21 protein-coding genes are annotated in these 20,664 nt (G+C 73.3%); 6 read left to right on the top strand and 15 right to left on the bottom strand.

The genetic code is table 11. The annotated features are described in order from the left end of the window. Window positions 1-40: 40 nt before the first annotated feature. The 6 genes from BLV02_RS02480 to BLV02_RS02455 are packed head-to-tail and all read right to left on the bottom strand — an operon-like array spanning window position 41 to window position 2,335. A complete protein-coding gene (locus BLV02_RS02480) occupies window positions 41-640 on the bottom strand; it encodes a DUF1707 SHOCT-like domain-containing protein (RefSeq protein WP_069114178.1) in 600 nt (199 codons plus the stop codon). 26 nt (window positions 641-666) lie between these two features. Further along, window positions 667-831, bottom strand: a complete 165-nt coding sequence (rpmG, locus tag BLV02_RS02475) for a 50S ribosomal protein L33 (protein ID WP_053203020.1) — start codon at window positions 829-831, stop codon at window positions 667-669. Between the two features lie 31 nt (window positions 832-862). After that, window positions 863-985 carry a type B 50S ribosomal protein L36 gene (gene ykgO / locus BLV02_RS02470; RefSeq protein WP_069114179.1) on the bottom strand — a complete coding sequence of 41 codons (123 nt, stop codon included), beginning with the start codon at window positions 983-985 and terminating at the stop codon, window positions 863-865. A gap of 28 nt (window positions 986-1,013) precedes the next feature. Continuing rightward, window positions 1,014-1,463 carry a type II toxin-antitoxin system VapC family toxin gene (locus BLV02_RS02465; protein ID WP_069114180.1) on the bottom strand — a complete coding sequence of 150 codons (450 nt, stop codon included), beginning with the start codon at window positions 1,461-1,463 and terminating at the stop codon, window positions 1,014-1,016. Then, the gene (locus BLV02_RS02460; protein ID WP_069114181.1) at window positions 1,453-1,722 is read right to left on the bottom strand and encodes a type II toxin-antitoxin system Phd/YefM family antitoxin; all 270 of its coding nucleotides are present in this window, start codon (window positions 1,720-1,722) and stop codon (window positions 1,453-1,455) included. Before BLV02_RS02460 ends, BLV02_RS02465 begins: the two co-directional genes overlap by 11 nt. 52 nt (window positions 1,723-1,774) lie before the next feature. Beyond that, complete coding sequence (locus tag BLV02_RS02455) at window positions 1,775-2,335, bottom strand: NADPH-dependent FMN reductase (RefSeq protein ID WP_069114182.1); 561 nt, start codon at window positions 2,333-2,335, stop codon at window positions 1,775-1,777. Between the two features lie 114 nt (window positions 2,336-2,449). Between BLV02_RS02455 and BLV02_RS02450 the strand changes: the two genes are divergently transcribed. Beyond that, the gene (locus BLV02_RS02450) at window positions 2,450-3,373 is read left to right on the top strand and encodes an AraC family transcriptional regulator (RefSeq protein WP_069114183.1); all 924 of its coding nucleotides are present in this window, start codon (window positions 2,450-2,452) and stop codon (window positions 3,371-3,373) included. Here BLV02_RS02450 and BLV02_RS02445 read toward each other — a convergent pair. Then, window positions 3,315-3,908 carry an NADPH-dependent FMN reductase gene (locus BLV02_RS02445; RefSeq protein ID WP_083289096.1) on the bottom strand — a complete coding sequence of 198 codons (594 nt, stop codon included), beginning with the start codon at window positions 3,906-3,908 and terminating at the stop codon, window positions 3,315-3,317. The two genes, BLV02_RS02450 and BLV02_RS02445, sit on opposite strands and share 59 nt — an antisense overlap. A gap of 240 nt (window positions 3,909-4,148) precedes the next feature. Here BLV02_RS02445 and thrS point away from each other — a divergent pair, with 240 nt between their 5' ends. Beyond that, window positions 4,149-5,378, top strand: a complete 1,230-nt coding sequence (thrS, locus tag BLV02_RS02440; protein WP_069114184.1) for a threonine--tRNA ligase — start codon at window positions 4,149-4,151, stop codon at window positions 5,376-5,378. A gap of 4 nt (window positions 5,379-5,382) precedes the next feature. Continuing rightward, window positions 5,383-6,264 carry a 5'-3' exonuclease gene (locus BLV02_RS02435; RefSeq protein ID WP_216094511.1) on the top strand — a complete coding sequence of 294 codons (882 nt, stop codon included), beginning with the start codon at window positions 5,383-5,385 and terminating at the stop codon, window positions 6,262-6,264. Window positions 6,265-6,273: 9 nt separating this feature from the next. On the opposite strand, the gene BLV02_RS02430 is transcribed toward BLV02_RS02435, so the two are convergent. Continuing rightward, window positions 6,274-6,864, bottom strand: coding sequence for a TetR/AcrR family transcriptional regulator (locus tag BLV02_RS02430; protein WP_083289097.1), 591 nt, complete (start codon window positions 6,862-6,864; stop codon window positions 6,274-6,276). Between the two features lie 85 nt (window positions 6,865-6,949). Between BLV02_RS02430 and BLV02_RS02425 the strand changes: the two genes are divergently transcribed. Further along, complete coding sequence (locus tag BLV02_RS02425; RefSeq protein ID WP_069114185.1) at window positions 6,950-8,392, top strand: MFS transporter; 1,443 nt, start codon at window positions 6,950-6,952, stop codon at window positions 8,390-8,392. Between the two features lie 86 nt (window positions 8,393-8,478). Here the strand turns inward: BLV02_RS02425 and BLV02_RS02420 are convergent, their stop codons facing one another. Further along, entirely contained in the window at window positions 8,479-9,345 is an 867-nt protein-coding gene (locus tag BLV02_RS02420; protein WP_069114275.1) for a sigma-70 family RNA polymerase sigma factor, read from the bottom strand. Between the two features lie 174 nt (window positions 9,346-9,519). After that, window positions 9,520-10,383 carry an exodeoxyribonuclease III gene (locus BLV02_RS02415; RefSeq protein WP_069114186.1) on the bottom strand — a complete coding sequence of 288 codons (864 nt, stop codon included), beginning with the start codon at window positions 10,381-10,383 and terminating at the stop codon, window positions 9,520-9,522. An 81-nt stretch (window positions 10,384-10,464) separates the two neighbouring features. Between BLV02_RS02415 and BLV02_RS02410 the strand changes: the two genes are divergently transcribed. Further along, window positions 10,465-11,343, top strand: coding sequence for a hypothetical protein (locus BLV02_RS02410; RefSeq protein ID WP_141711797.1), 879 nt, complete (start codon window positions 10,465-10,467; stop codon window positions 11,341-11,343). Between the two features lie 14 nt (window positions 11,344-11,357). Here BLV02_RS02410 and BLV02_RS02405 read toward each other — a convergent pair whose 3' ends face one another. Continuing rightward, on the bottom strand, window positions 11,358-11,990 hold the full coding sequence (locus BLV02_RS02405; protein WP_069114188.1) for a LysE family translocator: 633 nt from the start codon (window positions 11,988-11,990) through the stop codon (window positions 11,358-11,360). A 151-nt stretch (window positions 11,991-12,141) separates the two neighbouring features. On the opposite strand from BLV02_RS02405, the gene BLV02_RS02400 reads away from it, so the two are divergent. Continuing rightward, complete coding sequence (locus tag BLV02_RS02400) at window positions 12,142-12,357, top strand: hypothetical protein (RefSeq protein ID WP_069114189.1); 216 nt, start codon at window positions 12,142-12,144, stop codon at window positions 12,355-12,357. 24 nt (window positions 12,358-12,381) lie between these two features. On the opposite strand, the gene pyk is transcribed toward BLV02_RS02400, so the two are convergent. The 4 genes from pyk to BLV02_RS38440 all read right to left on the bottom strand — a co-directional run bounded on the left by pyk (window position 12,382) and on the right by BLV02_RS38440 (window position 20,487). Further along, window positions 12,382-13,821 carry a pyruvate kinase gene (gene pyk / locus BLV02_RS02395; protein WP_069114276.1) on the bottom strand — a complete coding sequence of 480 codons (1,440 nt, stop codon included), beginning with the start codon at window positions 13,819-13,821 and terminating at the stop codon, window positions 12,382-12,384. A 27-nt stretch (window positions 13,822-13,848) separates the two neighbouring features. Then, window positions 13,849-15,315, bottom strand: a complete 1,467-nt coding sequence (locus tag BLV02_RS02390) for a glutamate synthase subunit beta (RefSeq protein ID WP_069114190.1) — start codon at window positions 15,313-15,315, stop codon at window positions 13,849-13,851. Next, entirely contained in the window at window positions 15,308-19,834 is a 4,527-nt protein-coding gene (gene gltB / locus BLV02_RS02385) for a glutamate synthase large subunit (protein WP_069114191.1), read from the bottom strand. Before gltB ends, BLV02_RS02390 begins: the two co-directional genes overlap by 8 nt. A 467-nt stretch (window positions 19,835-20,301) precedes the next feature. Beyond that, window positions 20,302-20,487 (bottom strand): phosphotransferase, encoded by a 186-nt coding sequence (locus BLV02_RS38440; RefSeq protein ID WP_069114192.1) that lies wholly within the window; start codon window positions 20,485-20,487, stop codon window positions 20,302-20,304. Between the last annotated feature and the right edge of the window lie 177 nt (window positions 20,488-20,664).

Raw genomic sequence — 20,664 nt, 5'->3', positions numbered from 1 at the left:
ACGCCCCGGCGGCGCCGTGCGGATACCCCTCCCCTGTATCTCAGTCGCGCGCCCGGAGTGCCTTGCGCAACTGACGGCGGCGGCGCCAGCCCGGCCGCCGCACGCTGACGCTGCCCATGCTCACCGTCCCGCCGACCCGGACGACGGCGCGCGGGCCGGCCGGCGGCGCCGCCACCTTGACGTCGACGCCGGAGAACCGGGTCTCGACGTCGACGTCGGCGGCGATGTCCTCGGGCACGACGAGCAGCAGCGACGACGCCGACAGCTCGACGTCGACCTGGCAGCCGCCGCCGGCGAACGTCGCCTCGGTGAAGTCGAGCAGCACCGACGACATCGACGCGTTGACGGTGATGCGCTCGGGCACCACCCAGTGGCCGGTGCGCTGGACGGGCGAGCCCTGCGCCCGGATGGCCATCGGCTCGGCGGCCGGACGCGCGGCGACGCCGTCGCCGAGATCGTCGACGACGGCGTCGAGGTCGCCCCGCGTGCGCGCGGCCAGGGCCGAGCCGAGCCGGTCGTCCAGCTCGTCGAGGCCCAGCCGCCCGTCGGCCGCGGCGGCCCGGATGCGCTCGGCCACCTGCTCGCGCTCGGCGTCGGAGACGCGCTGCAACGCGCGGCGGGCGGCGTCGTCATCGGCCATGCCGCGATCCTACGACCGGGCGACGATCAGCGCTCCTCGCGGAACTCCACGTGCCGCTTCGCGACCGGGTCGTACTTGCGCAGCACCATGCGGTCGGGGTCGTTGCGGCGGTTCTTGCGGGTCACGTACGTGAACCCGGTGCCGGCCGTCGAGCGGAGCTTGACGACGGGGCGCAGTTCGGTGCGGGCCATCGGGATCCTTTCCGAGAGTCGGTGGGCGGCGTCAGCCCTGGCGGGCCTTCAGCCTCGGGTTCTGCCGGTTGACGACGAACAGTCGGCCGCGCCGCCGGACGACCTGCGCGCCGGGCTGGTTCTTCAGCGACCTGAGCGAGTTGCGGACCTTCATCGCGACACCTTCCTTACGAGAACGATTCTCATAACGCAGGAGGTGACGCCGATGTTCCCGCTCGGCGCGGCCGCGGCAGCGGGACGACGGCGAGCAGCCGGCCGAGCCCGAGGAAGTCGCCCGGGTTGGTGGTGTACAGCGGCAGGTCGTTGGCCACGGCGGTGGCCGCGATCAGGAGGTCCGCGACGCGACGCCGCGGCGTGCGCCCGGTCGCCAGCACCGCGGCGGACACCTGGCCGAAGACCCGCGCCGCCTCCGCGTCGAACGGCAGCGGGTCGAACGTCGCCTCGGTGTGCTGCAACACGCTGAGGCGACGCGCCCTCTCCTCGGCGTCGTCGGTGTGCAGCGGACCGGCGGACAGCTCGGCCAGCGTGACGGCGCTGATCACCATCTCGTCCGGGAGCCGCGCGGAGTCGAGGGCCGCGAGGTGGATGACGACGTTGGTGTCGATCAGCCCGCGTGTCGGCTCACCAGTCACGGTTCAGCGGGTCTTGGTCGACGGCCTCGTCGACGTCGCGCCGGAACCGCTCGGCGTCGAGCGTCGCCGCCGTCCGGAATGCGGCGACGACGTGATCGCGCGGCACGAACGTCCGCCGCCGCAGCGGAACCAGCCGGCCGATGGGCGTGCCGTTGCGAGTGATGACGAAGGAGCCGCCCCGCTCGACGGAGCGCAGGATGCCACCGGAGTCGTTGCGCAGCTCGCGCTGGGTGATCTCACGAAAGGTGGGCTCAGCCATGACCCGATCATAGCGCAGGCTGCTACGATGTGCTACGGATCGCTACCGCGGGTCAGGCGGCGCGCAGCGGGGCGAGCGCGTCGGCCCAGGCGATCAGCTCGTCGAGCATCGTCGCGGCCAGCCCTGCCTGCCGGTCCCGCGGCTCGGGCCGGACGAAGTCGGCGAAGTCGTCGTACAGCGACAGCGTCACCTGGCCGCGGACGTCGGCGATGCGCAGCATGCCCATGACGCCGCGCAGGTGCTCGACCGCGCGGACTCCGCCGTCGGCGCCGTACCCGACGAACCCGGCCGCCTTGTCGTGCCACTCGGCGTAGACGAGGTCGATGGCGGTCTTCAGCACGCCCGGGTAGGAGCGGTTGTACTCGGGCGTCACGAAGACGAACCCGTCGAACGACGCCACCGTCTCGGCCAGCCGGTGGGTGTGCGGCCGCGTGTACTGCCCGGTCGACGCGGGCAGCGGCTCGTCGAGGTGCGGGAGGTCGAAGTCGGCGAGGTCGACCAGCTCGTACTCGGCGTCGCCGCGCTGTTCGGCGAGGTCGAGCAGCCACTGGGCGACGGCGGGGCCGACGCGGTCCGGCCGGGTGCTGCCGATGATGATCGCGATGCGTGTCATGTCACCGACGCTAGGAACGTCAGCCCGGCGCGGCCATGGGTGGTCGTCTCGCCGTCCTGCGCGATCGTCTCGCGGCCGGCCGGTGGGCGAGACGATCGCCGTAGGGTGAGTGACGTGGACCCGTTGAGCCAGGTCGTCGCCGTCATGCGTACCGGGCGGCCGCGGTCGTTCCTGCTGCGCGCGGCCGGCACGTGGGGCTGGCGGTACCCGCCGGTGCGCGGCGCCGCCTTCCACGTCGTGCTGCAGGGGTCGGGCTGGCTGCGGCCGGAGTCCGGCGACCCGGTCGCGCTGAGCGCCGGCGACGTCGTCCTGTTCCCGCACGGCACCGGGCACGGGCTGGCCTCGGCGCCGTCGACGCCGCTGGTGGAGCTGTGCGCGGGCGATCCCGGGCACCGGGTGCTCACGGCGGGCACCGCGGCGGCGGCGCCCGAGCTCGTCGTGCTGTGCGGCCAGTACCTCGTCGACCACGACCGCCCGCACCCCATGCTGGCCACGCTGCCCGACGTCGTCCTGCTGCCGAACCGGCTGGGCCGGCACCCGTCGCTGCGCGCGGCCGTCGACCTGCTCGGGCGCGAGGTCGACGCGCCGGCCGCCGGGTCCGACGCCGTCGTGCCGGCGCTGCTCGACGCGCTGCTGCTGTACGTGCTGCGGGCCTGGTTCAGCGACGAGACCTGCGCCGGCGCGCACGACGGCGGGTGGGGCACGGCGCTGACCGACGGCTCGGTCGCCGCCGCGCTGGCCGCCATGCACGAGAGCCCAGAGCGGCCGTGGACGGTCGAGTCGCTGGGCGCGGTGGCCGGGTTGTCGCGGGCCGCATTCGCGCGCCGGTTCAGCGCGCTGGTCGGCAGCGCGCCGCTGACGTACCTGACCTGGTGGCGCATGACGACGGCGGCGCGGCTGCTGGCCGAGACCGATCTCCCCGTCGGCGCCGTCGCCCGGCGGGTCGGCTACACGTCGGAGTTCGCGTTCGCGGCCGCGTTCAAGCGCGAGTACGCCCGGCCGCCGGGCCGGTATCGCAGCGAGCGGACGGCCGCCTGAGCTCGGTCACCGCGGCCGCCACCAGCCCGGCGTGCCGCCGCGCCCACGCGTCGGCCAGCGCCGCGACGTCGGCCAGCTCGGTCTCGTCGACGACGAACGACGCGACCGGCAGCGCGGCGCCGAGGCTGTCGAGGACGGGGCGCAGCTGACGGTCGGCGGCGTGCCGCTCGGCCGGGTCGCGCGAGAGCGTCACCGGGACGACGACGGCGCCGGCGAGCGCGGCGTCGGGCAGGCGGTCGAGGAAGAGCTTGAGCACGCCGGTGAACGACGCGCGGCTGACCGGCGTCGCCAGCACCACGACGTCGGCCGTCAGGACGGTGTCGACCAGCTCCGCGACCCCGGCCGACGGCACGCCGGCGAGGTCGGGCACGTGCGCCGTCAGGTCGACGACGTCGCGCCAGACCGGCGGCTGCGGCAGCCGGCCGGCCAGCTCGACCGCGAACGCCGCCGCGACCGCCCGGATGCGCGACGACGGCGCCGTCCCCGCCGTCAGCACCACCAGGTCGACGGGGCGATCGTGCTGCTCAGCCGGCATGGCGGCCTCCTCGGTCCGGGTCGGTTCGCTAATCCTATCAACTCAGTAGGATTTGCTGGAGGGGCGGAAAATCGCGCGCGGCCGCCGTCAGCCGGATGGTACCTTCGGCGCCATGCAGCGCGCCTTTGCGACGACGACGCCGGACACCGTCCCGGCGCGCTGATCCTGTTCGACCGCCCGGGGCGAGTGCCCCGGGTAGCGCCACCGCGGTCACTCGTCCCCCTTCCCAGGGAGACCACCATGCCCGACCACCGCAAACTCGGCCGCGAGCTGGAGCTGTTCGGCTCCGACCCGCTGATCGGCGCCGGCCTGCCGTACTGGCTGCCCGCCGGCGCCGCCGTCCGCCACGCGCTCGAGCAGTACGTCCACGCCATCGAGCAGCGGGCCGGCTACCAGCACGTCCACTCCCCCGTCCTCGGCAAGCGCGAGCTGTACGAGCTCTCCGGCCACTGGTCGCACTACCGCGACGACATGTTCCCGCCGATGCCCGTCGGCGGCGAGGAACTGGTGCTGCGGCCCAGCCTCTGCCCGCACCACGCGCTCATCTACCGCTCGCGCGGGCGCTCGTACCGTGAGCTGCCGCTGCGACTGGCCGAGCTCGGCGGCATGTACCGCTCCGAGCCGTCCGGCGTGCTCGGCGGGCTGACCCGGGTGCGGGCCATCCAGCTCAACGACGCGCACGTCTTCTGCCCGGTCTCGTCGGCCGCGGAGGAGGCGGCCGCCGCGCTGGCGCTGATCCGCTCCGCCCACGCGGCGATGGGGATCGAACCGGTGCGGGTGCGGCTCTCGCTGCCCGACGCCGGCGGCAAGTACGCGGGCGCGCCGCCGGACTGGGAACGGTCGGCGGCGCTGCTGGTCGAGGCGCTGGCCGCGGCCGGCCTGTCGTACGAGTCCGAGGAGGGCGAGGCGGCGTTCTACGGCCCCAAGGTCGACGTGCAGATCGCCGACGCCGCCGGCCGCGAGTCGACCCTGTCGACCGTCCAGATCGACTTCCACCAGCCGGCCCGCTTCGACCTCGAGTACGTCGGCGCCGACGGCGGCCGGCACCGGCCGGTCATGGTGCACCGGAGCATCGTCGGCAGCCTGGAGCGGGCGGTCGCGCAGCTGATCGAGGTGCACGGCGGCGCGTTCCCGCCCTGGCTGGCGCCCGTGCAGGTGATGGTGGTGCCGGTCGGCCCGGAGCAGGACGAGTTCGCGCGCGGCCTGGCCGCCCGGTGCCTGGACGCCGGGCTGCGGGTGTCGGTCGCCGCGGCGGACGAGGGCAGTGTCGGCGCGCGCATCCACGCCGCCCGCCTCGCCCCGTACGTCGTGGTGGCCGGCGCGCGGGAGGTGGCGGCGGACGCAGTGGCGGTGCGCCTGCGGGACGGCCGGCAACTCGACCCGATGCCCTCCGCCGAGGCGGTCGCCCGCATCGGGCGTCAGGTCGCCGCGCGCTCCCTCGAGCTCTGGTCGCCAGGGCTGCCAGGATGACCCCATGACCATCGACGTGCATCTGGTGGACGGCACCTACGAGCTGTTCCGTTACCACTACGCCCCGAACAACCGCGACCCCGAGCTCGGGGCGACCCGGGGCGTGGTCGGGACCTGCCTGCAGCTGCTCGAGCAGGGCGCCACCCACATCGGCGTCGCGACCGACCACGTCATCGAGTCGTTCCGCAACGACCTGTGGCCCACGTACAAGGACGGCTCGGGCGTCGACCCGGCGCTGAAGGCGCAGTTCCCCGTGGTCGAGGAGGTGCTCGCCGCGGCCGGGTTCACCGTGTGGCCGCTCGTCGAGGTCGAGGCCGACGACGGCATGGCGGCCGCGGCTCTGATGGCGGCGCGCGACGAGCGGGTCGGGCGGGTGGTCATCTGCACGCCGGACAAGGATCTCGCGCAGTGCGTCGGCGGCAAGGTCGTCCAGTGGGACCGCCGCCGCGACGCCTGGTTCGACGCCGACGGGGTCCGGGCAAAGTTCGGGGTGGAGCCCGAGTCCATCCCCGACTACCTCGCGCTGGTCGGCGACAGCGCCGACGGCTTCCCGGGCCTGCCGGGGTGGGGTGCCAAGGCCACCGCCGCCGTCCTCGCCGAGTACCGGCACCTGGAGCACGTCCCGTCCGACCCGGCCGACTGGACGGTCACCGTGCGCGGCGCCGCGAAGCTGGCCGCGACGCTGCAGGCCAACGCCGCCGACGCGCTGCTGTTCCGGCGCATCGCGACGGTGGCGCTCGACGCACCGGTCAGCGCCTCCGTCGACGAGCTCGAGTGGACCGGTCCGAGCGACGAGTTCGCGGCCGTGGCCGGCCGGATCGGCGGCCCGCAGCTTGCCGAGCGGGCGGCGGCGCTCGCGGCGGTCCGCGGCTCAGCGCCGCACTGAGGCCCGCCGTCAGCCGGGGACGGGGCGGCCGGGCGGGGTGAAGGCGGCCAGCAGCGTGGCGGTGATCGCGTCGGCCGCGGCCTCCGGGGCCAGCCGCCCGGCGCCGATCTCGTCGGCCGCGCCGTGGACGACCGTGTAGAAGACCGCCACCAGCCAGTCCGCCGTCAGGTCGAACCGGAACACGCCGGCGGCCCGGCCGCGCTCGAGCAGCGACCGCACCCGTCGCATCGGGTTCTCGTGCAGTTCGCGGATCCGCTCCGGCGGCAGCGCCCGCTGCGCCGCGACCAGCAGCATCCGCGACTCGTCGATCACCTTCCAGCTGGACGCCACCAGCCGGGCCAGCGCCTCGCGCGCGTCGCCGGTGAGGTCGACGGCGTCGAGGGCGTCGTGCGCGCGGGTCACCGCCCGGACGAACGCCGCGTCGAGCAGTTCGGTGCGCGACCCGAAGTGGCCGTAGAGCGTCACCCGTCCCACCCCGGCGGCCGCGGCGATGTCCGAGACGCTCGCGTCCGGATCGCGGGCCAGGCAGGCCGCCGCGGCGTCCAGGATCGCGGCGACGTTGCGCTGGGCGTCGGCGCGCTTGCCCGTCGTGACCGGCATCCGTGCTCCCATCTTGTCGAACACCTCTGTTCGAGTTAGTGTACGGTGCACAAGTCAAACAGCTGTGTTCAGGTTAGGGGTAGGGATGACCGCGAATCCGTCCGCCGCCGGTCGGTGGCGGCTGCTGGCGCTGCTCGGGGTGGCGCAGTTCATGCTGGTGCTCGACGTGACGGTGGTGGCGGTGGCGCTGCCCGACATCGGCGCCGAGCTGTCGCTGTCGCGCACCGCGCTGACCTGGGTCGTCTCGGCGTACACGCTGATGTTCGGCGGGTTGCTGCTGCTCGGCGGGCGGCTCGCCGACCTCTTCGGCGCGCACCGCACCGTGCTGGCCGGCCTGACCCTGTTCACGGCGGCGTCGCTGGTCAGCGGGCTGGCGTGGAACGCGGAGTCGCTGATCGGCGGCCGCATCGTCCAGGGCGTCGGCGCCGCGCTGCTCTCGCCCGCCGCGCTGTCCATCGTCGCGACGACCTTCCACGGGCCGGAACGCAACCGCGCCCTCGGCGTCTGGGCCGCTCTCGGCGGCGCGGGGTCGGCGGCCGGCGTGCTGGTCGGCGGGCTGCTGACGGCCGGGCCCGGCTGGTCGTGGATCTTCTACGTGAACGTGCCGGTCGGCATCGTGCTGGTGGTGCTGCTGACGCGGCTGTTCGCCACGGCCGGCGCGGCGGCTCACCCGGCGCACGGCGAGCACGGCGACCCGCGGCCGCGGCGGCTGGACGTGCCGGGAGCGGTGCTGGTGACGTCGGCGACGGCGGCGCTGATCTACGGCCTGGTCAACGCGGGCGACGACGGGTGGACGGGGTCGTCGACCGTCGTGCCGGTCGTGGCGGCGGTCGTGCTGTACGTCGTCTTCGTGCTGCTGCAGCGGCGGCTGCGGGCTCCGCTCGTCGACCCGCGGATCCTGACCCGGCGGCCGGTGCTGACCGGCGTGGTGCTCATGCTGGTGGCGACCGGGCTGCTGATCTCGTCGTTCTTCCTCGGCTCGTTCTACCTGCAGCACGTGCGCGGCCACGGCGCCCTGGTCACGGGGTTGCTGTTCCTCCCGGTCGCGGTGGCGGTCGCGGCGGGAGCGCACCTCGGCGGCCAGGCGGTCGGCCGGGTGGGGCCGCGGCTGGTGGCGGGGGTCGCGCTGACGATCGCCGCCGGCGGGCTCGCGCTGGCGTCCGTCGCCACGACGCGCGACGGCGGGAGCGTGGACACGGCGCTGCTGGTGACCGGCATGAGCATCGCCACGGCCGGCCTCGGCGGCGGGTTCGTCACCGCCACCACGACCGCCCTCGCCCACGTCGACCACCACGAGGCGGGGCTCACGTCCGGGCTGGTGAACACGTTCCACGAGTTCGGCGCCGCGCTGGGCGTGGCGCTGGCGTCGAGCATCGCCGCGGCGGACCTCGCGCCCGGCGCGACCGGCACCGACGGGTTCACCGGGGCGTTCGCGGCCGGGGCCGGCGCCGCCGTGGTGGCGGGCGTGGTCGCGTGGCTGCTGGTCCCGGCCGGCAAGCCGGCGATGACGGGCATGCCGGTGCACTGACCGCACCGGACCAGGAACCGAACCGGCGCCGCGCCCGACTGGCCGCCGCGCCCGACTGGCCGCCGCGTCCGGCTGGCCGCCGCGTCCTAGTGGCCGGGTCCGGCGCCGACCGGCTCGGGCTCCAGCTCGCCGATGGTCGTGCGCAGCCGCCGCAGGATGCGGATCAGCAGCCGCGACACCTGCATCTGCGTGACGCCGAGCTCGTCGCCGATCTCCTGCTGGGTGAGGCCGCGGAAGTAGCGCAGGTAGAGCACGCGCCCGTCGCGCGGCGAGAGGGTGCGGCAGGCGGCCGCGAGGGTGGCGACGGCCTCGGTGCGGGCGTAGCCGCCCTCCGGCTCGCCGAGGAGGTCGCCGAGGGTGGCGCCGTCGCCGCCGGGGTCGGTGGTGGGGTGGTCGAGCGAGACGGCGGCGTAGCACTCGGCGGCGCGGCCCGCCTCGAGCACGTCGGGGAGGTCGGCGCCGAGGTGGGCGGCCAGTTCGGCGGGCGTCGGCAGGGTCCCGCGGGACTGCGACAGCTCGTCTGCCGCGGCGGCCATCGACGCGCGGAGCTCCTGGACGCGGCGGGGCGGGCGCACCGACCAGCCGTGGTCACGGAAGTACCGCTTCACCTCGCCGACGATGGTCGGGACGGCGAACGAGAGGAAGTCGTCGCCGCGGTCGGCGTCGAACCGCTGGGCGGCGGCGACGAGACCGGCGCTGGCGACCTGGTGCAGGTCCTCGGCGTCGATGCCACGCCCCGCGTAGCGGCGGCTGATCGCCTCGGCCAGCCCGAGGTTCCGGACGACGACGTCGTCGAGGGCGCGCTGGCGGGCACGGCCGGACAGCCGGGCGGCCCGGCGGAGGAGGTCGTTGGTGAGGTCGTCGTGCTCGCGTCGCGCCCGCAATCGGTCCTGCCGGTCGGGACGCAGCCGCGCGTGGCCGGGGGACGGATTGGACGAGGTTCGAGTCGGCATGCGCACACCCCTTCGCTGACGAAGCAGGTGGCACGCTGTTTGACCACGGGCTCCCGGGCCGGGCGACGAGACGAACCCGGCCGTTGTGAGAATTCCATCTCCTCGCATTTCCCGGCCGATGTCAACCGATCTGGCAAGATCCGTCCGGGTCGCTGAACGGGCCGGGCGGCGCCGTCACTTCGACTGCGGCAGCTTCACCGACCCGCGCCGGGGCGCGGCGGCCGACGGCGGCGGGACGACCGGTCCGATGTCGCCGTCGGGGGCGTCGTCGAGGTCGACGACGACCGGCGCGTGGTCGCTGGGGCCGGTGCCCTTGCGGGCGTGCCGGTCGACCCAGGCGGCCGCCACCCGCTCGGCGACCGGCCCGCCGGCCAGCACGAGGTCGATGCGCATGCCGAGGTCCTTGTGGAACATGCCGGCGCGGTAGTCCCAGTAGGTGAACACCCGCTCGGACGGCCAGCGGTCGCGGACGACGTCGTGCAGGCCGGCCGACTGGAGGTCGGCCAGGGCGGCCCGCTCGGGCTCGGTGACGTGCGTCTGGCCGACGTAGGCGTCGGGGTCGAAGACGTCGGCGTCGGCGGGCGCGATGTTCATGTCGCCGCACACCATGACGGCGTCCGGGCCGGCCGCGACCTGGGCGCGCAGCGCCGCCAGCCACTCCAGCTTGTACGCGTAGTGCTCGGAGCCGGGCTCGCGGCCGTTGGGCACGTACACCGAGTGCACCCGCACTCCCCCGCAGGTCGCGGAGACGGCGCGGGCCTCCTGGTGCGGGAAGCCGGGCCCGCCCGGCAGCCCGGTGACGACGTCGTCGAGGCCCACCCGGGAGAACAGCGCGACGCCGTTCCAGCGCGCCTCACCGTGGTAGGCCGCCTGGTAGCCGCGCTTCTCGAGCTCGGCGCCGAGGAGGTCCTCGATGAGGTCGTCGGCGAGCTTGGTCTCCTGCAGGCAGACGACGTCGGGGCGGCGCTGGTCGAGCCAGGGCAGCAGCCGCGGCAGTCGCTGCTTGACGGAGTTGACGTTCCAGGTGGCGACTCTCACCGGACCAACCTAGCCGGGCCGGCTCTGGCGCCGCGACGCCCCTGCGTCGAGGATGGGTCCGACAGATCAGGAGAGGTGGTCATGACAGACGCTGTGGCGCCCCGGGACGTCGACTCCACCGACTGGTGGGAGCACCGGCCCGTGTTCTCGGTCGCCGACAAGGGGTCCCGGATCACCGGGCTCGCACCGGGCCGGGCGCCGGGACGCATCACCCCGCGACTGCTGGTCTCGGCGCTGCTGACGTTCGTGGCCTGGGCCGCGGTGACGCTGCTCGGCTCGGTGTCGCTGTGTTCCGCGACGTCCGCCGGCTGTGCCGTCGGTGTCGCCCCGGGCTGGCTGATCGGCGGCCTGCTCGTCCTCGGCTACCTGGCCCTGCTCCTCGCGGTCGGCCTCGGCGAAGACGCGCGCGACCGGTTCGGCCAGCGCCGGGCGGCCTGGCTGTACTGCCGCGCCCCGCTGCTGGCCGGTGTGGTCGCGGGAGCTGGCGCCGGGGCCGCCGTCGCCGTCGGTCCCGACCGGGCCGAGGGCGTGCGCCAGGCGCTCGACGGCGTGCCCGGCACCGAGGCGGCGCTCATCTCGGCGGTCGTCGCGGCGCTGGCTGCGCTCTGGGGCCTGACGGTGGTGGCGCGGCTTCCGTCCGCCCTGCGCCATGCCCGCGAGCGCCAGCAGCGCATCGAGCGGCTCCGGCGCGACGGCCACCGGTACGCGGGACGGCTCCGGCTCGGCGACGTCCGCGTCTGGCTGCACAACGACCCCGAGCTCGACGTCACCGTCAGCTACGACTCGCCGGCCGGCCGCCACGAGGTGCGGGCCCGCATGCGCAGCTCACCCGACCGCGTGCCGAAGGACGGCAGCAGCGTCGTCGTGCTGACCGACCTCCAGAGCGCCGTCCACCTCGAGCTCGACCACGACGCCCGGCCCGAATTCGAGCCGGAGCAGCGCTACACGCCGTCCGAGTAGGCCGGGCGACGGGCTCAGCGGTGCTGCAACGCCAGCCGCACCCCGAAACCGACCAGTACGACACCGGTCACGCGGTCGGCCACGCGGGCGAACCGGGACCGGCCCAGTGCCCGCACCATGAATCCGGCGCCACCGATGACGCACGCAAACCAGAGCATTCCGATGACGTTGTGCACGATCGCCAGTGCTATTCCCATCAGCAGCGGCGACGTGCCGTCGGGAATGAACTGCGGAATGGTCGCCACATAGAAGACGCCGATCTTCGGATTCAGGATGTTCGTCCCGAGTCCGGTCAGCCACGACGCCCACAGCGACCCCGGCGCCGGCGCCGCTTCCGGCAACGCGTCGCCACGCCGGCGCAGGCTCTTCCACAACAGGTGCGCACCCAGCCCGACGAGGTAGACCGCACCGGCCAGCGTCAGCACCCGGTACGCCGTCTCCGACGCCACCAGCAGCGCCGACGCGCCCACCGCCGCCGCGACACCCCACGCCAGGCAACCGGCGCCGATGCCCAGCGCGGCCGCGACGGCGTGCCCGCGGCCGCGGCTCACGGCGGCCCGCAGCACCAGCGCGGTGTCGAGCCCGGGAATGACGGTGAGCAGCGCGGCCACGACGGCGAACGACGCCAGCGACTGTCCGATGGTCACGGATCACCCTAACCCCGGGCGAACCCGGACGGAATTCCGCGTGATTCTACTCGTCGCCACAATGGCGAACAAGAGGTGCGCCGACCGGCCCGTTCGGTTATCGTCAAAAAGGAGCAGCTGCACTTTCCGAACGCGAGAAACGAGGCCGCCCATGGACCGTCTCCAGCACATCGCGACGTTCTGCGGCAACTGCGACTGCGGCTGTCCGGAGCTGTTCCTCGATCAGAACGCCCCGCCCGAGCGCCGCGTGGTCATCACCGACGATTTCGGCCAGCGGGTGCAGATGAGCCTCGCGCAGTTCCGGCTCATCGTCGAGTCGGCCAAGGACGGGCAACTCGACGAGGTGCTGCAGCCGGCCAACGCCTGAGCGCCGGCCGGCGGCAGCGACCACTCAGTGGTAGGCCGGGGCGACCTTGCCCACGGCGTCGCCGATGCGGTGCACCCGCATGGCGTTGGTGGAGCCGGGGATGCCGGGCGGGGACCCCGCGACGATGATGACGAGGTCGCCGCGACGGCACCGCTCCTGCTCGAGCAGCATGCGGTCGACCTGCTTGACCATCTCGTCGGTGTGGTCGACGTGCTCGGCGGTGAACGCCTCGATGCCCCACGACAGCGCCAGCTGGTGCCGGGTGGCGCTCAGCGGGCTGAACGCCAGCAGCGGGATGCCGGGGCGCAGCCGGGCCATGCGGCGGGCGGAGTCGCCGCTCTGCGTGAACGCGACCAGGTACTTCGCGCCCAGCAGGACACCGGTCTCGACCGCGGCCTTGGTGATGGCGCCGCCCTTGGTGCGCGGCTTGGTGCCCAGCGGCGGGATGCGCTCGAGCCCGTGCTCCTCGACCGTCTCGACGATCTTCGCCATGGTGGTGACGGTCTCGATGGGATAGGCGCCGACGCTGGTCTCGCCGGACAGCATGACGGCGTCGGCGCCGTCGAGGACGGCGTTGGCGACGTCGGAGGTCTCGGCCCGGGTGGGCCGCGGGTTGGTGATCATGGAGTCGAGCATCTGGGTCGCGACGATGACCGGCTTGGCCCGCCGCCGGCACAGCTCGACGGCGCGCTTCTGCACCAGCGGGACGTCCCATAGCGGCAGCTCGACGCCGAGGTCGCCGCGGGCGACCATGACGCCGTCGAACGCGTCGACGATCTCGGCGAGGTTCTCGACCGCCTGGGGCTTCTCGACCTTCGCGATGACCGGCAGCCGGACGCCCTCTTCGGCCATGATGCGGTGGACGTCGTCGACGTCGGCCGCGGACCGGACGAACGACAGCGCGATCATGTCGGCGCCGATGCGCAGCCCCCACCGCAGGTCGTCGATGTCCTTCTCGGACAGCGCCGGCACGCTGACGGCGGTGCCGGGCAGGTTGAGACCCTTGTGGTTGGAGACCTTGCCGCCGATGACCACGGTGGTGACGACGTCGGTGTCGGTGACCTCGGTGACCTCGAGCGCGAGCCGGCCGTCGTCGATGAGCACGGCGTCGCCGGCCTCGACGTCGCCGGGCAGCCCCTTGTACGTCGTGGACGCCCGCTCGGCGGTGCCGTCGACGTCCTCGACCGTGATGACGAACGTCTGGCCGACCTCCAGTTCGGCCGAGCCGCCGGCGAACTCGCCGAGCCGGATCTTCGGGCCCTGGAGGTCGACGAGGACGCCGACGTTGCGCTCGGCCTCGGTGGCCGCCTTGCGCACCCGCAGGTACCGTTCCTCGTGCTCCGCGTGGCTCCCGTGACTGAGGTTGAACCGCGCGACGTCCATGCCGACGTCGATCAGTTCCCGCAGCCGCTCCGGCGAGTCGGTCGCTGGACCAAGAGTGCAAACAATCTTCGCTCTACGCACGTCCGCCAACACTACTCATTCTCGGGCTCACACTGCGAGCGGACGGTCGGTGGGCGAGACCGGGGACGGCAGGCGGTCGACCCCGGTCAGCTTCCGGTCGACCGCCGCGGCGACCGAACGGCCCTCCGCGATGGCCCACACGATCAGCGACTGGCCGCGCCCGGCGTCGCCGGCCACGAAGACGCCCGGGATGGTCGTCTCGAAGGAGTCGTCCCGGACGATGTTGCCGCGCGCGTCGAGGTCGACGCCGAGCTGCTCGACCAGCGCCGACTTCTCCGGCCCGACGAACCCCATGGCCAGCAGGACGAGATCGGCCGGGAGGTCGCGCTCGGAGCCGGGCACCGGTTCGAAGCCCGACGCCGTGCGCTCGACCTCGACCACCCGCAGCGCCGTGACGCGGCCGTCTTGGCCGGCGAACTCCAGCGTGGAGACGGCGTAGACGCGCTCGCCGCCCTCCTCGTGGGCGCTCGACGTGCGCAGCATGAGCGGCCACGTGGGCCACGGCGTGGCCGGGTGCCGGGTGCCGGGCGGCTCGGGCATGATCTCCAGCTGCGTGACCGACGCCGCGCCCTGCCGGTGGGCGGTGCCGAGGCAGTCGGCGCCGGTGTCGCCGCCGCCGATGATGACGACGTGCTTGCCCTCGGCGCTGATCTGGCCCGGGACGGTCTCGCCGAGCGAGCTGCGGTTGGCCTGCGGCAGGTACTCCATGGCCTGGTGGACGCCGGCCAGCTCGCGGCCCGGGATGGGGAGGTCGCGCCAGTCGGTGGCGCCCACGGCCAGCACGACGGCGTCGTAGCGGGCCCGCAGCTCCTTGCCGGTGATGGCGGCGCCGACCTCGACGCCGGTGCGGAAGATGGTGCCCTCGGCCCGCATCTGGTCGAGCCGGCGGTCGAGGTGGCGCTTCTCCATCTTGAACTCGGGGATGCCGTAGCGCAGCAGCCCGCCCGCGCGGTCGGCCCGCTCGTAGACGGCGACGGTGTGCCCGGCGCGGGTCAGCTGCTGGGCGACGGCGAGCCCGGCCGGCCCGGAGCCGATGACGGCCACCGTGCGGTCGGTCAGCCGCTCTGGCGGCAGCGGCACCACCCAGCCCTCGTCGAACGCCTTGTCGATGATGGAGACCTCGACGTTCTTGATGGTGACGGCGTCGTCGGCGATGGCGACCACGCAGGCCGCCTCGCACGGCGCCGGGCACAGCCGCCCGGTGAACTCGGGGAAGTTGTTCGTGGCGTGCAGTCGCTCGGCCGCCACCTTCCAGTCGTCACGCCAGACGAGGTCGTTCCACTCGGGGATGAGGTTGCCCAGCGGGCAGCCGTGGTGGCAGAACGGGATGCCGCAGTCCATGCAGCGTCCGGCCTGCTCGACGATGATCGGCAGCAGCGTGCGGCCGATGCCCGGTGGGGGATAGACCTCGTTCCAGTCGCGCAGCCGCTCGTCGACCGGGCGCGGCGTGGCGCCCTGGCGCTGCGTCTTCAGGAAGCCTCGTGGGTCAGCCATGCGCCGCCTCCATGATCGCGACGTCGACATCGCGTCCATCGCGCTCGGCGGCGGCCTTGGCGGCGAGCACTCGCTTGTAGTCCGTGGGCATGATGAGGGAGAACCGGGCCATCGACGCCGGCCAGTCGGCCAGCAGCGCCTCGGCGACGGCCGAGCCGGTCTCGTGGTGGTACGTCGAGATGATGCCGTGCAGCCGGGCCAGCTCGCCGGCGTCGGGGGTCTCGACCTCGACCATCTCGGGGTTGACCCGGCTGGTGTCGAGGTCGAGCACGAACGCCGTGCCGCCGGACATGCCGGCGGCGATGTTGCGGCCGGTGCGGCCGAGGATGACGACGGTGCCGCCGGTCATGTACTCCAGCGCGTGGTCGCCGACCCCCTCGACGACGGCGGTGACGCCGGAGTTGCGCACGCAGAACCGCTCGCCCACGAGCCCGCGGACGTACAGCTCGCCGCCGGTGGCGCCGTAGGCGGCGACGTTGCCGGCGATGATGTTCTCTTCGGCGGCGAACGGCGCGGCGCGGTCGGGGCGGACGATGACGCGGCCGCCCGACAGCCCCTTGGCGAGGTAGTCGTTGACGTCGCCCTCGAGCCGCAGCGTGACGCCGGACGGCAGGAACGCGCCGAACGACTGCCCGGCCGAGCCGGTGAACGTGACGTCGATGGTGTCGGGGGGCAGGCCGGCGCCGGAGGTGCGTTTGGTGACCTCGTGGCCGAGCATGGTGCCGACGGTGCGGTTGACGTTGCGCACCTCGAGCTGGACGCGCACCGGCTCGCTGTGCTCGAGGGCGTCGGTGGCCAGCGCGATCAGCTGGTTGTCGAGCGCCTTCTCCAGCCCGTGGTCCTGGCCCACCACCTGGCGGCGGGCGGCGCCGTCGGGCAGCTCGGGCACGTGCAGGACCGGCGAGAGGTCGAGCCCGGCGGCCTTCCAGTGGCCGACGGCGGCCTCGGTGTCGAGGAGGTCGGCCCGGCCGATGGCGTCGTCGAGGCTGCGCAGCCCCAGCTCGGCGAGGTACTCGCGCACCTCCTGCGCGATGTACTCGAAGAACGTGACGACGAACTCGGGCCGGCCGGTGAACTTCTTGCGCAGCTCGGGGTTCTGCGTGGCGACGCCGACCGGGCAGGTGTCGAGGTGGCAGACCCGCATCATGATGCAGCCCGACACCACCAGCGGCGCGGTGGCGAAGCCGTACTCCTCGGCGCCCAGCAGCGCCGCGACGACGACGTCGCGGCCGGTCTTGAGCTGGCCGTCGGTCTGCACGACGATGCGGTCGCGCAGGCCGTTGAGCAGCAGCGTCTGCTGCGTCTCGGCCAGGCCCAGCTCCCACGGCCCGCCGGCGTGCTTGAGGCTGGTCAGCGGCGCCGCGCCGGTGCCGCCGTCGTGGCCGGAGATCAGCACGACGTCGGCGTGCGCCTTGGAGACGCCCGCGGCGACCGTGCCGACGCCCACCTCGGCGACCAGCTTCACGTGGATGCGGGCGGCCGGGTTGGCGTTCTTGAGGTCGTGGATGAGCTGCTTGAGGTCCTCGATGGAGTAGATGTCGTGGTGCGGCGGCGGCGAGATGAGGCCGACGCCCGGCGTGGAGTGCCGGGTGCGCGCCACCCACGGGTACACCTTGTGCCCCGGCAGTTGGCCGCCCTCGCCGGGCTTCGCGCCCTGCGCCATCTTGATCTGGATGTCGTCGGCGTTGCTCAGGTAGTCGGACGTGACGCCGAACCGGCCGCTGGCCACCTGCTTGATGGCGCTGCGCCGCTCGGGGTCGTACAGCCGGTCGGCGTCCTCGCCGCCCTCGCCGGTGTTGGACTTGCCGCCAAGGCGGTTCATCGCGATGGCGAGGGTCTCGTGCGCCTCGCGGCTGATGGAGCCGTACGACATGGCCCCTGTGGAGAACCGCCTGACGATGCTCTCGATGCTCTCGACCTCGTCGATGGGCACCGGCGGGAGCTGGCCCGTCTTCAGCCGGAACAGCCCGCGCAGTGTCATGAGCCGCTTGGACTGCTCGTTCACCTGCTCGGTGTACTGCTTGAAGACGTCGTAGCGCCCGGCCCGGGTGGAGTGCTGCAGCCGGAACACCGTCTCGGGGTCGAACAGGTGCGGCTCGCCCTCGCGCCGCCACTGGTACTCGCCGCCGACCTCGAGCTTGCGGTGCCGGATGGCGCTGCCGCCGCGCGGGTAGGCCTGGGCGTGGCGCCGTCGCACCTCTTCGGCGACGACGTCGAGGCCGATGCCGCCGAGCCTGGAGGTGGTGCCGGTGAAGTACTTGTCGACGACCTCCTGGGCCAGGCCGACCGCCTCGAAGATCTGCGCGCCGGTGTAGGACGCGACCGTCGAGACGCCCATCTTGCTCATGACCTTGAGCACGCCCTTGCCGAGCGCCTTGATGAGGTTGGCGACCGCCTTCTGCGGACTGACGCCGGGCAGCAGGGTGCCCTGGCGGACGAGGTCCTCGACGCTCTCCATGGCGAGGTACGGGTTGACCGCGCCGGCGCCGTAGCCGATCAGCAGCGCGACGTGGTGCACCTCGCGGACGTCGCCGGCCTCGATGACCAGGCCGACCTTGGTGCGGCTCTTCTCGCGGATGAGGTGGTGGTGCACCGCGGCGGTGAGCAGCAGCGACGGGATGGGCGCCAGCGTGGTGTCGGAGTTGCGGTCGGACAGCACGATGATGCGTGCGCCGGACTCGATGGCCTTCGACGCCTCGGCGCAGATCTCCGCCAGCCGCCGGCCCAGCTCCGCTCCCCCGCCGGCGACGTCGTAGAGGCCGCGGATGACGTGGGTGGCGTAGCCCGGCAGGTTGCCGTCGCGGTTGACGTGGATGATCTTCGCGAGTTGATCGTTGTCGATGACCGGGAACGGCAGCACCATCTGGCGGCACGACACCGGGCCGGGGTCGAGCAGGTTGCCCTCGGGGCCGACGGTGCCGTTGAGCGACGTGACCAGCTCTTCCCGGATGGCGTCCAGCGGCGGGTTCGTGACCTGCGCGAACAGCTGCGAGAAGTAGTCGAACAGCAGCCGCGGCCGGTTCGACAGCGCCGCGATGGGGGTATCGGTGCCCATCGATCCGATCGGCTCGGCGCCGGCCTTCGCCATGGGCGCGAGCAGCAGCCGCAGCTCCTCCTCGGTGTAGCCGAAGGTCTGCTGGCGCCGGCTGACGCTGGCGTGGGTGTGCACGACGTGCTCGCGCTCGGGGAGGTCGCCGAGGCGGACCAGGCCGGCGTGCAGCCACTCGCCGTACGGCTCCTGCGCGGCCAGCTTGTCCATGACCTCGTCGTCGTCCATGACCTTGTGGCCGGCGACGTCGACGAGGAACATGCGGCCCGGCTCGAGCCGGCCCTTGCGCACGACCCTGGACGGGTCGAGGTCGAGGACGCCGGCCTCGGACGCGAGCACGACCAGGCCGTCGTCGGTGATCCAGTACCGGCCCGGACGCAGGCCGTTGCGGTCGAGCACGGCGCCGACGAGATCGCCGTCGGTGAAGACGACCGCGGCCGGGCCGTCCCACGGCTCCATGATGGTGCTGTGGAACTCGAAGAAGTCGCGCCGCGACTTCGAGATGCCCTGGTGGTTCTCCCACGCCTCGGGGATCATCATGCGCACCGCGTGCGGCAGGCTGCGCCCGCCCAGGTGCAGCAGCTCGAGCACTTCGTCGAAGCTGGCGGAGTCGCTGCCGTCGGGCGCGATGACCGGGAACAGCCGGGCGAGGTCGCCGCCGATGACGTCGCTGGCCAGCTGCGACTCGCGGGCGCGCATCCAGTTGCGGTTGCCCTGGACGGTGTTGATCTCGCCGTTGTGCGCGACGAAGCGGTAGGGGTGCGCCAGCGGCCAGCTCGGGAACGTGTTCGTCGAGAACCGCGAGTGCACGACGGCGATGGCGGAGGCCAGCCGCTCGTCGGAGAGGTCGGGGAAGAACGGCTCCAGCTGGCCGGTCGTCAGCATGCCCTTGTAGACCATGGTGCGCGACGACAGGCTCGGGAAGTAGGCGCCGGTGCTGCGTTCGAGCCGCTTGCGCAGGGCGAACGCCTTGCGGTCCAGCTCGATGCCCGCTGTTTGGCCATCGGCCACGAACAGCTGGCGGACGCGCGGCAGCGTCGAGCGGGCGGTCTTGCCCAGCAGCCCCGGCGTGGTGGGCACCTCGCGCCAGACGAGCACCGTCAGGCCCTCGTCGGCGGCGATGCGCTCGGTGGCCGCGACGATCTCGGCGTCCTGCGCGTCGTCGTCGGGGATGAAGGCCAGCCCCGTGGCGTAGTGGCCGGCGGCGGGCAGCTCGACGCCCGCGACCGCCCGGCAGAACGCGTCGGGGATCTGGATGAGGATGCCGGCACCGTCGCCGGAGTCGGGCTCGGCGCCCGAGGCTCCCCGGTGGTCGAGATTGCTCAGGGCGGTCAGCCCGCGGTCGACGATCGCGCGGCTGGCCACGCCGTCGAGCGTCGCCACGAAGGCGACGCCGCAGGCGTCGTGCTCGAACCGCGGGTCGTAGAGACCCTGCCGGTCGAAGCCCTGGGGGTGAGGCGTGAGGCGCATGGCACTCCCGTCGTCGTGAGACTGGCGGCGGGTGCAGGGACGACTCTGGCCCGTGCGTGAAGTTTCGTGGACATTACAACACTTCGGCGCTTGTGTGTTGTCGCGTCTCTCCATGATATCCGCGACCGGGGCCGGTCACCTAGGCGAGAACCCGCTGTTGATCATCGGAATCTCCACCGATGCCCGTTCGTCGCCGCAGATCGTGAGGCCAGCGGACTGTCGGACCGTACAAGTACGTTGACGTCCACGTAGTGCGAACGGCTCCGCTTCCGGCGTGGCGGGGGTGGTTCGTGGCCGTTTCGTGACGTGCCGCAGGGCGAGACCGCCACGGACGAGCAGAAGAGGCCAGCGGACGACCAGTCGAGCAGAGCCGGTAGCCCAACGCCACCTCGGACGGGCGAGCGGCCGGCGAGCCAGCCGATGGTTGGCGGTTCGCTGGCGCTATGGGCCCACCGAACCGCCAGCCATCACCTCAGAAGGACACCGCTCGCTGTCAGCGTCTCGGGGTCGATCAGCACGTTCTGCGTGGCGAGGTCGCCGTGGCAGACCACGAAGTCCTCGCCGGCCGGGCGGGTGGCCAGCAGCTCGGCGACCAGCGAACCAGGTAGCTGGCCCCCACCGACAAGGGCGAGCGGCCAGCGGACCGAGACCAACGGCGAACTCGGTAGCCGAGAACCCACCCACGACCCGCCGGCGGCCAGCGAACGGCAATGCACAGCGGAGTCGGTAGCCGAACCGCCGCCCACGGCCCGCGAGCGGCCAGCGAACCAGGAGCACAGCGAGGAGGGAAGCCGGGCCCATTCTTCGGGCGGCCCCCCGACGCTGCGTGA

It is taken from the genome of Jiangella alba (assembly GCF_900106035.1).
Taxonomy (GTDB): domain Bacteria; phylum Actinomycetota; class Actinomycetes; order Jiangellales; family Jiangellaceae; genus Jiangella; species Jiangella alba.
Note: the sequence above shows the minus strand (reverse complement) of the source record. Positions and strands in the feature narration are given on the sequence as shown.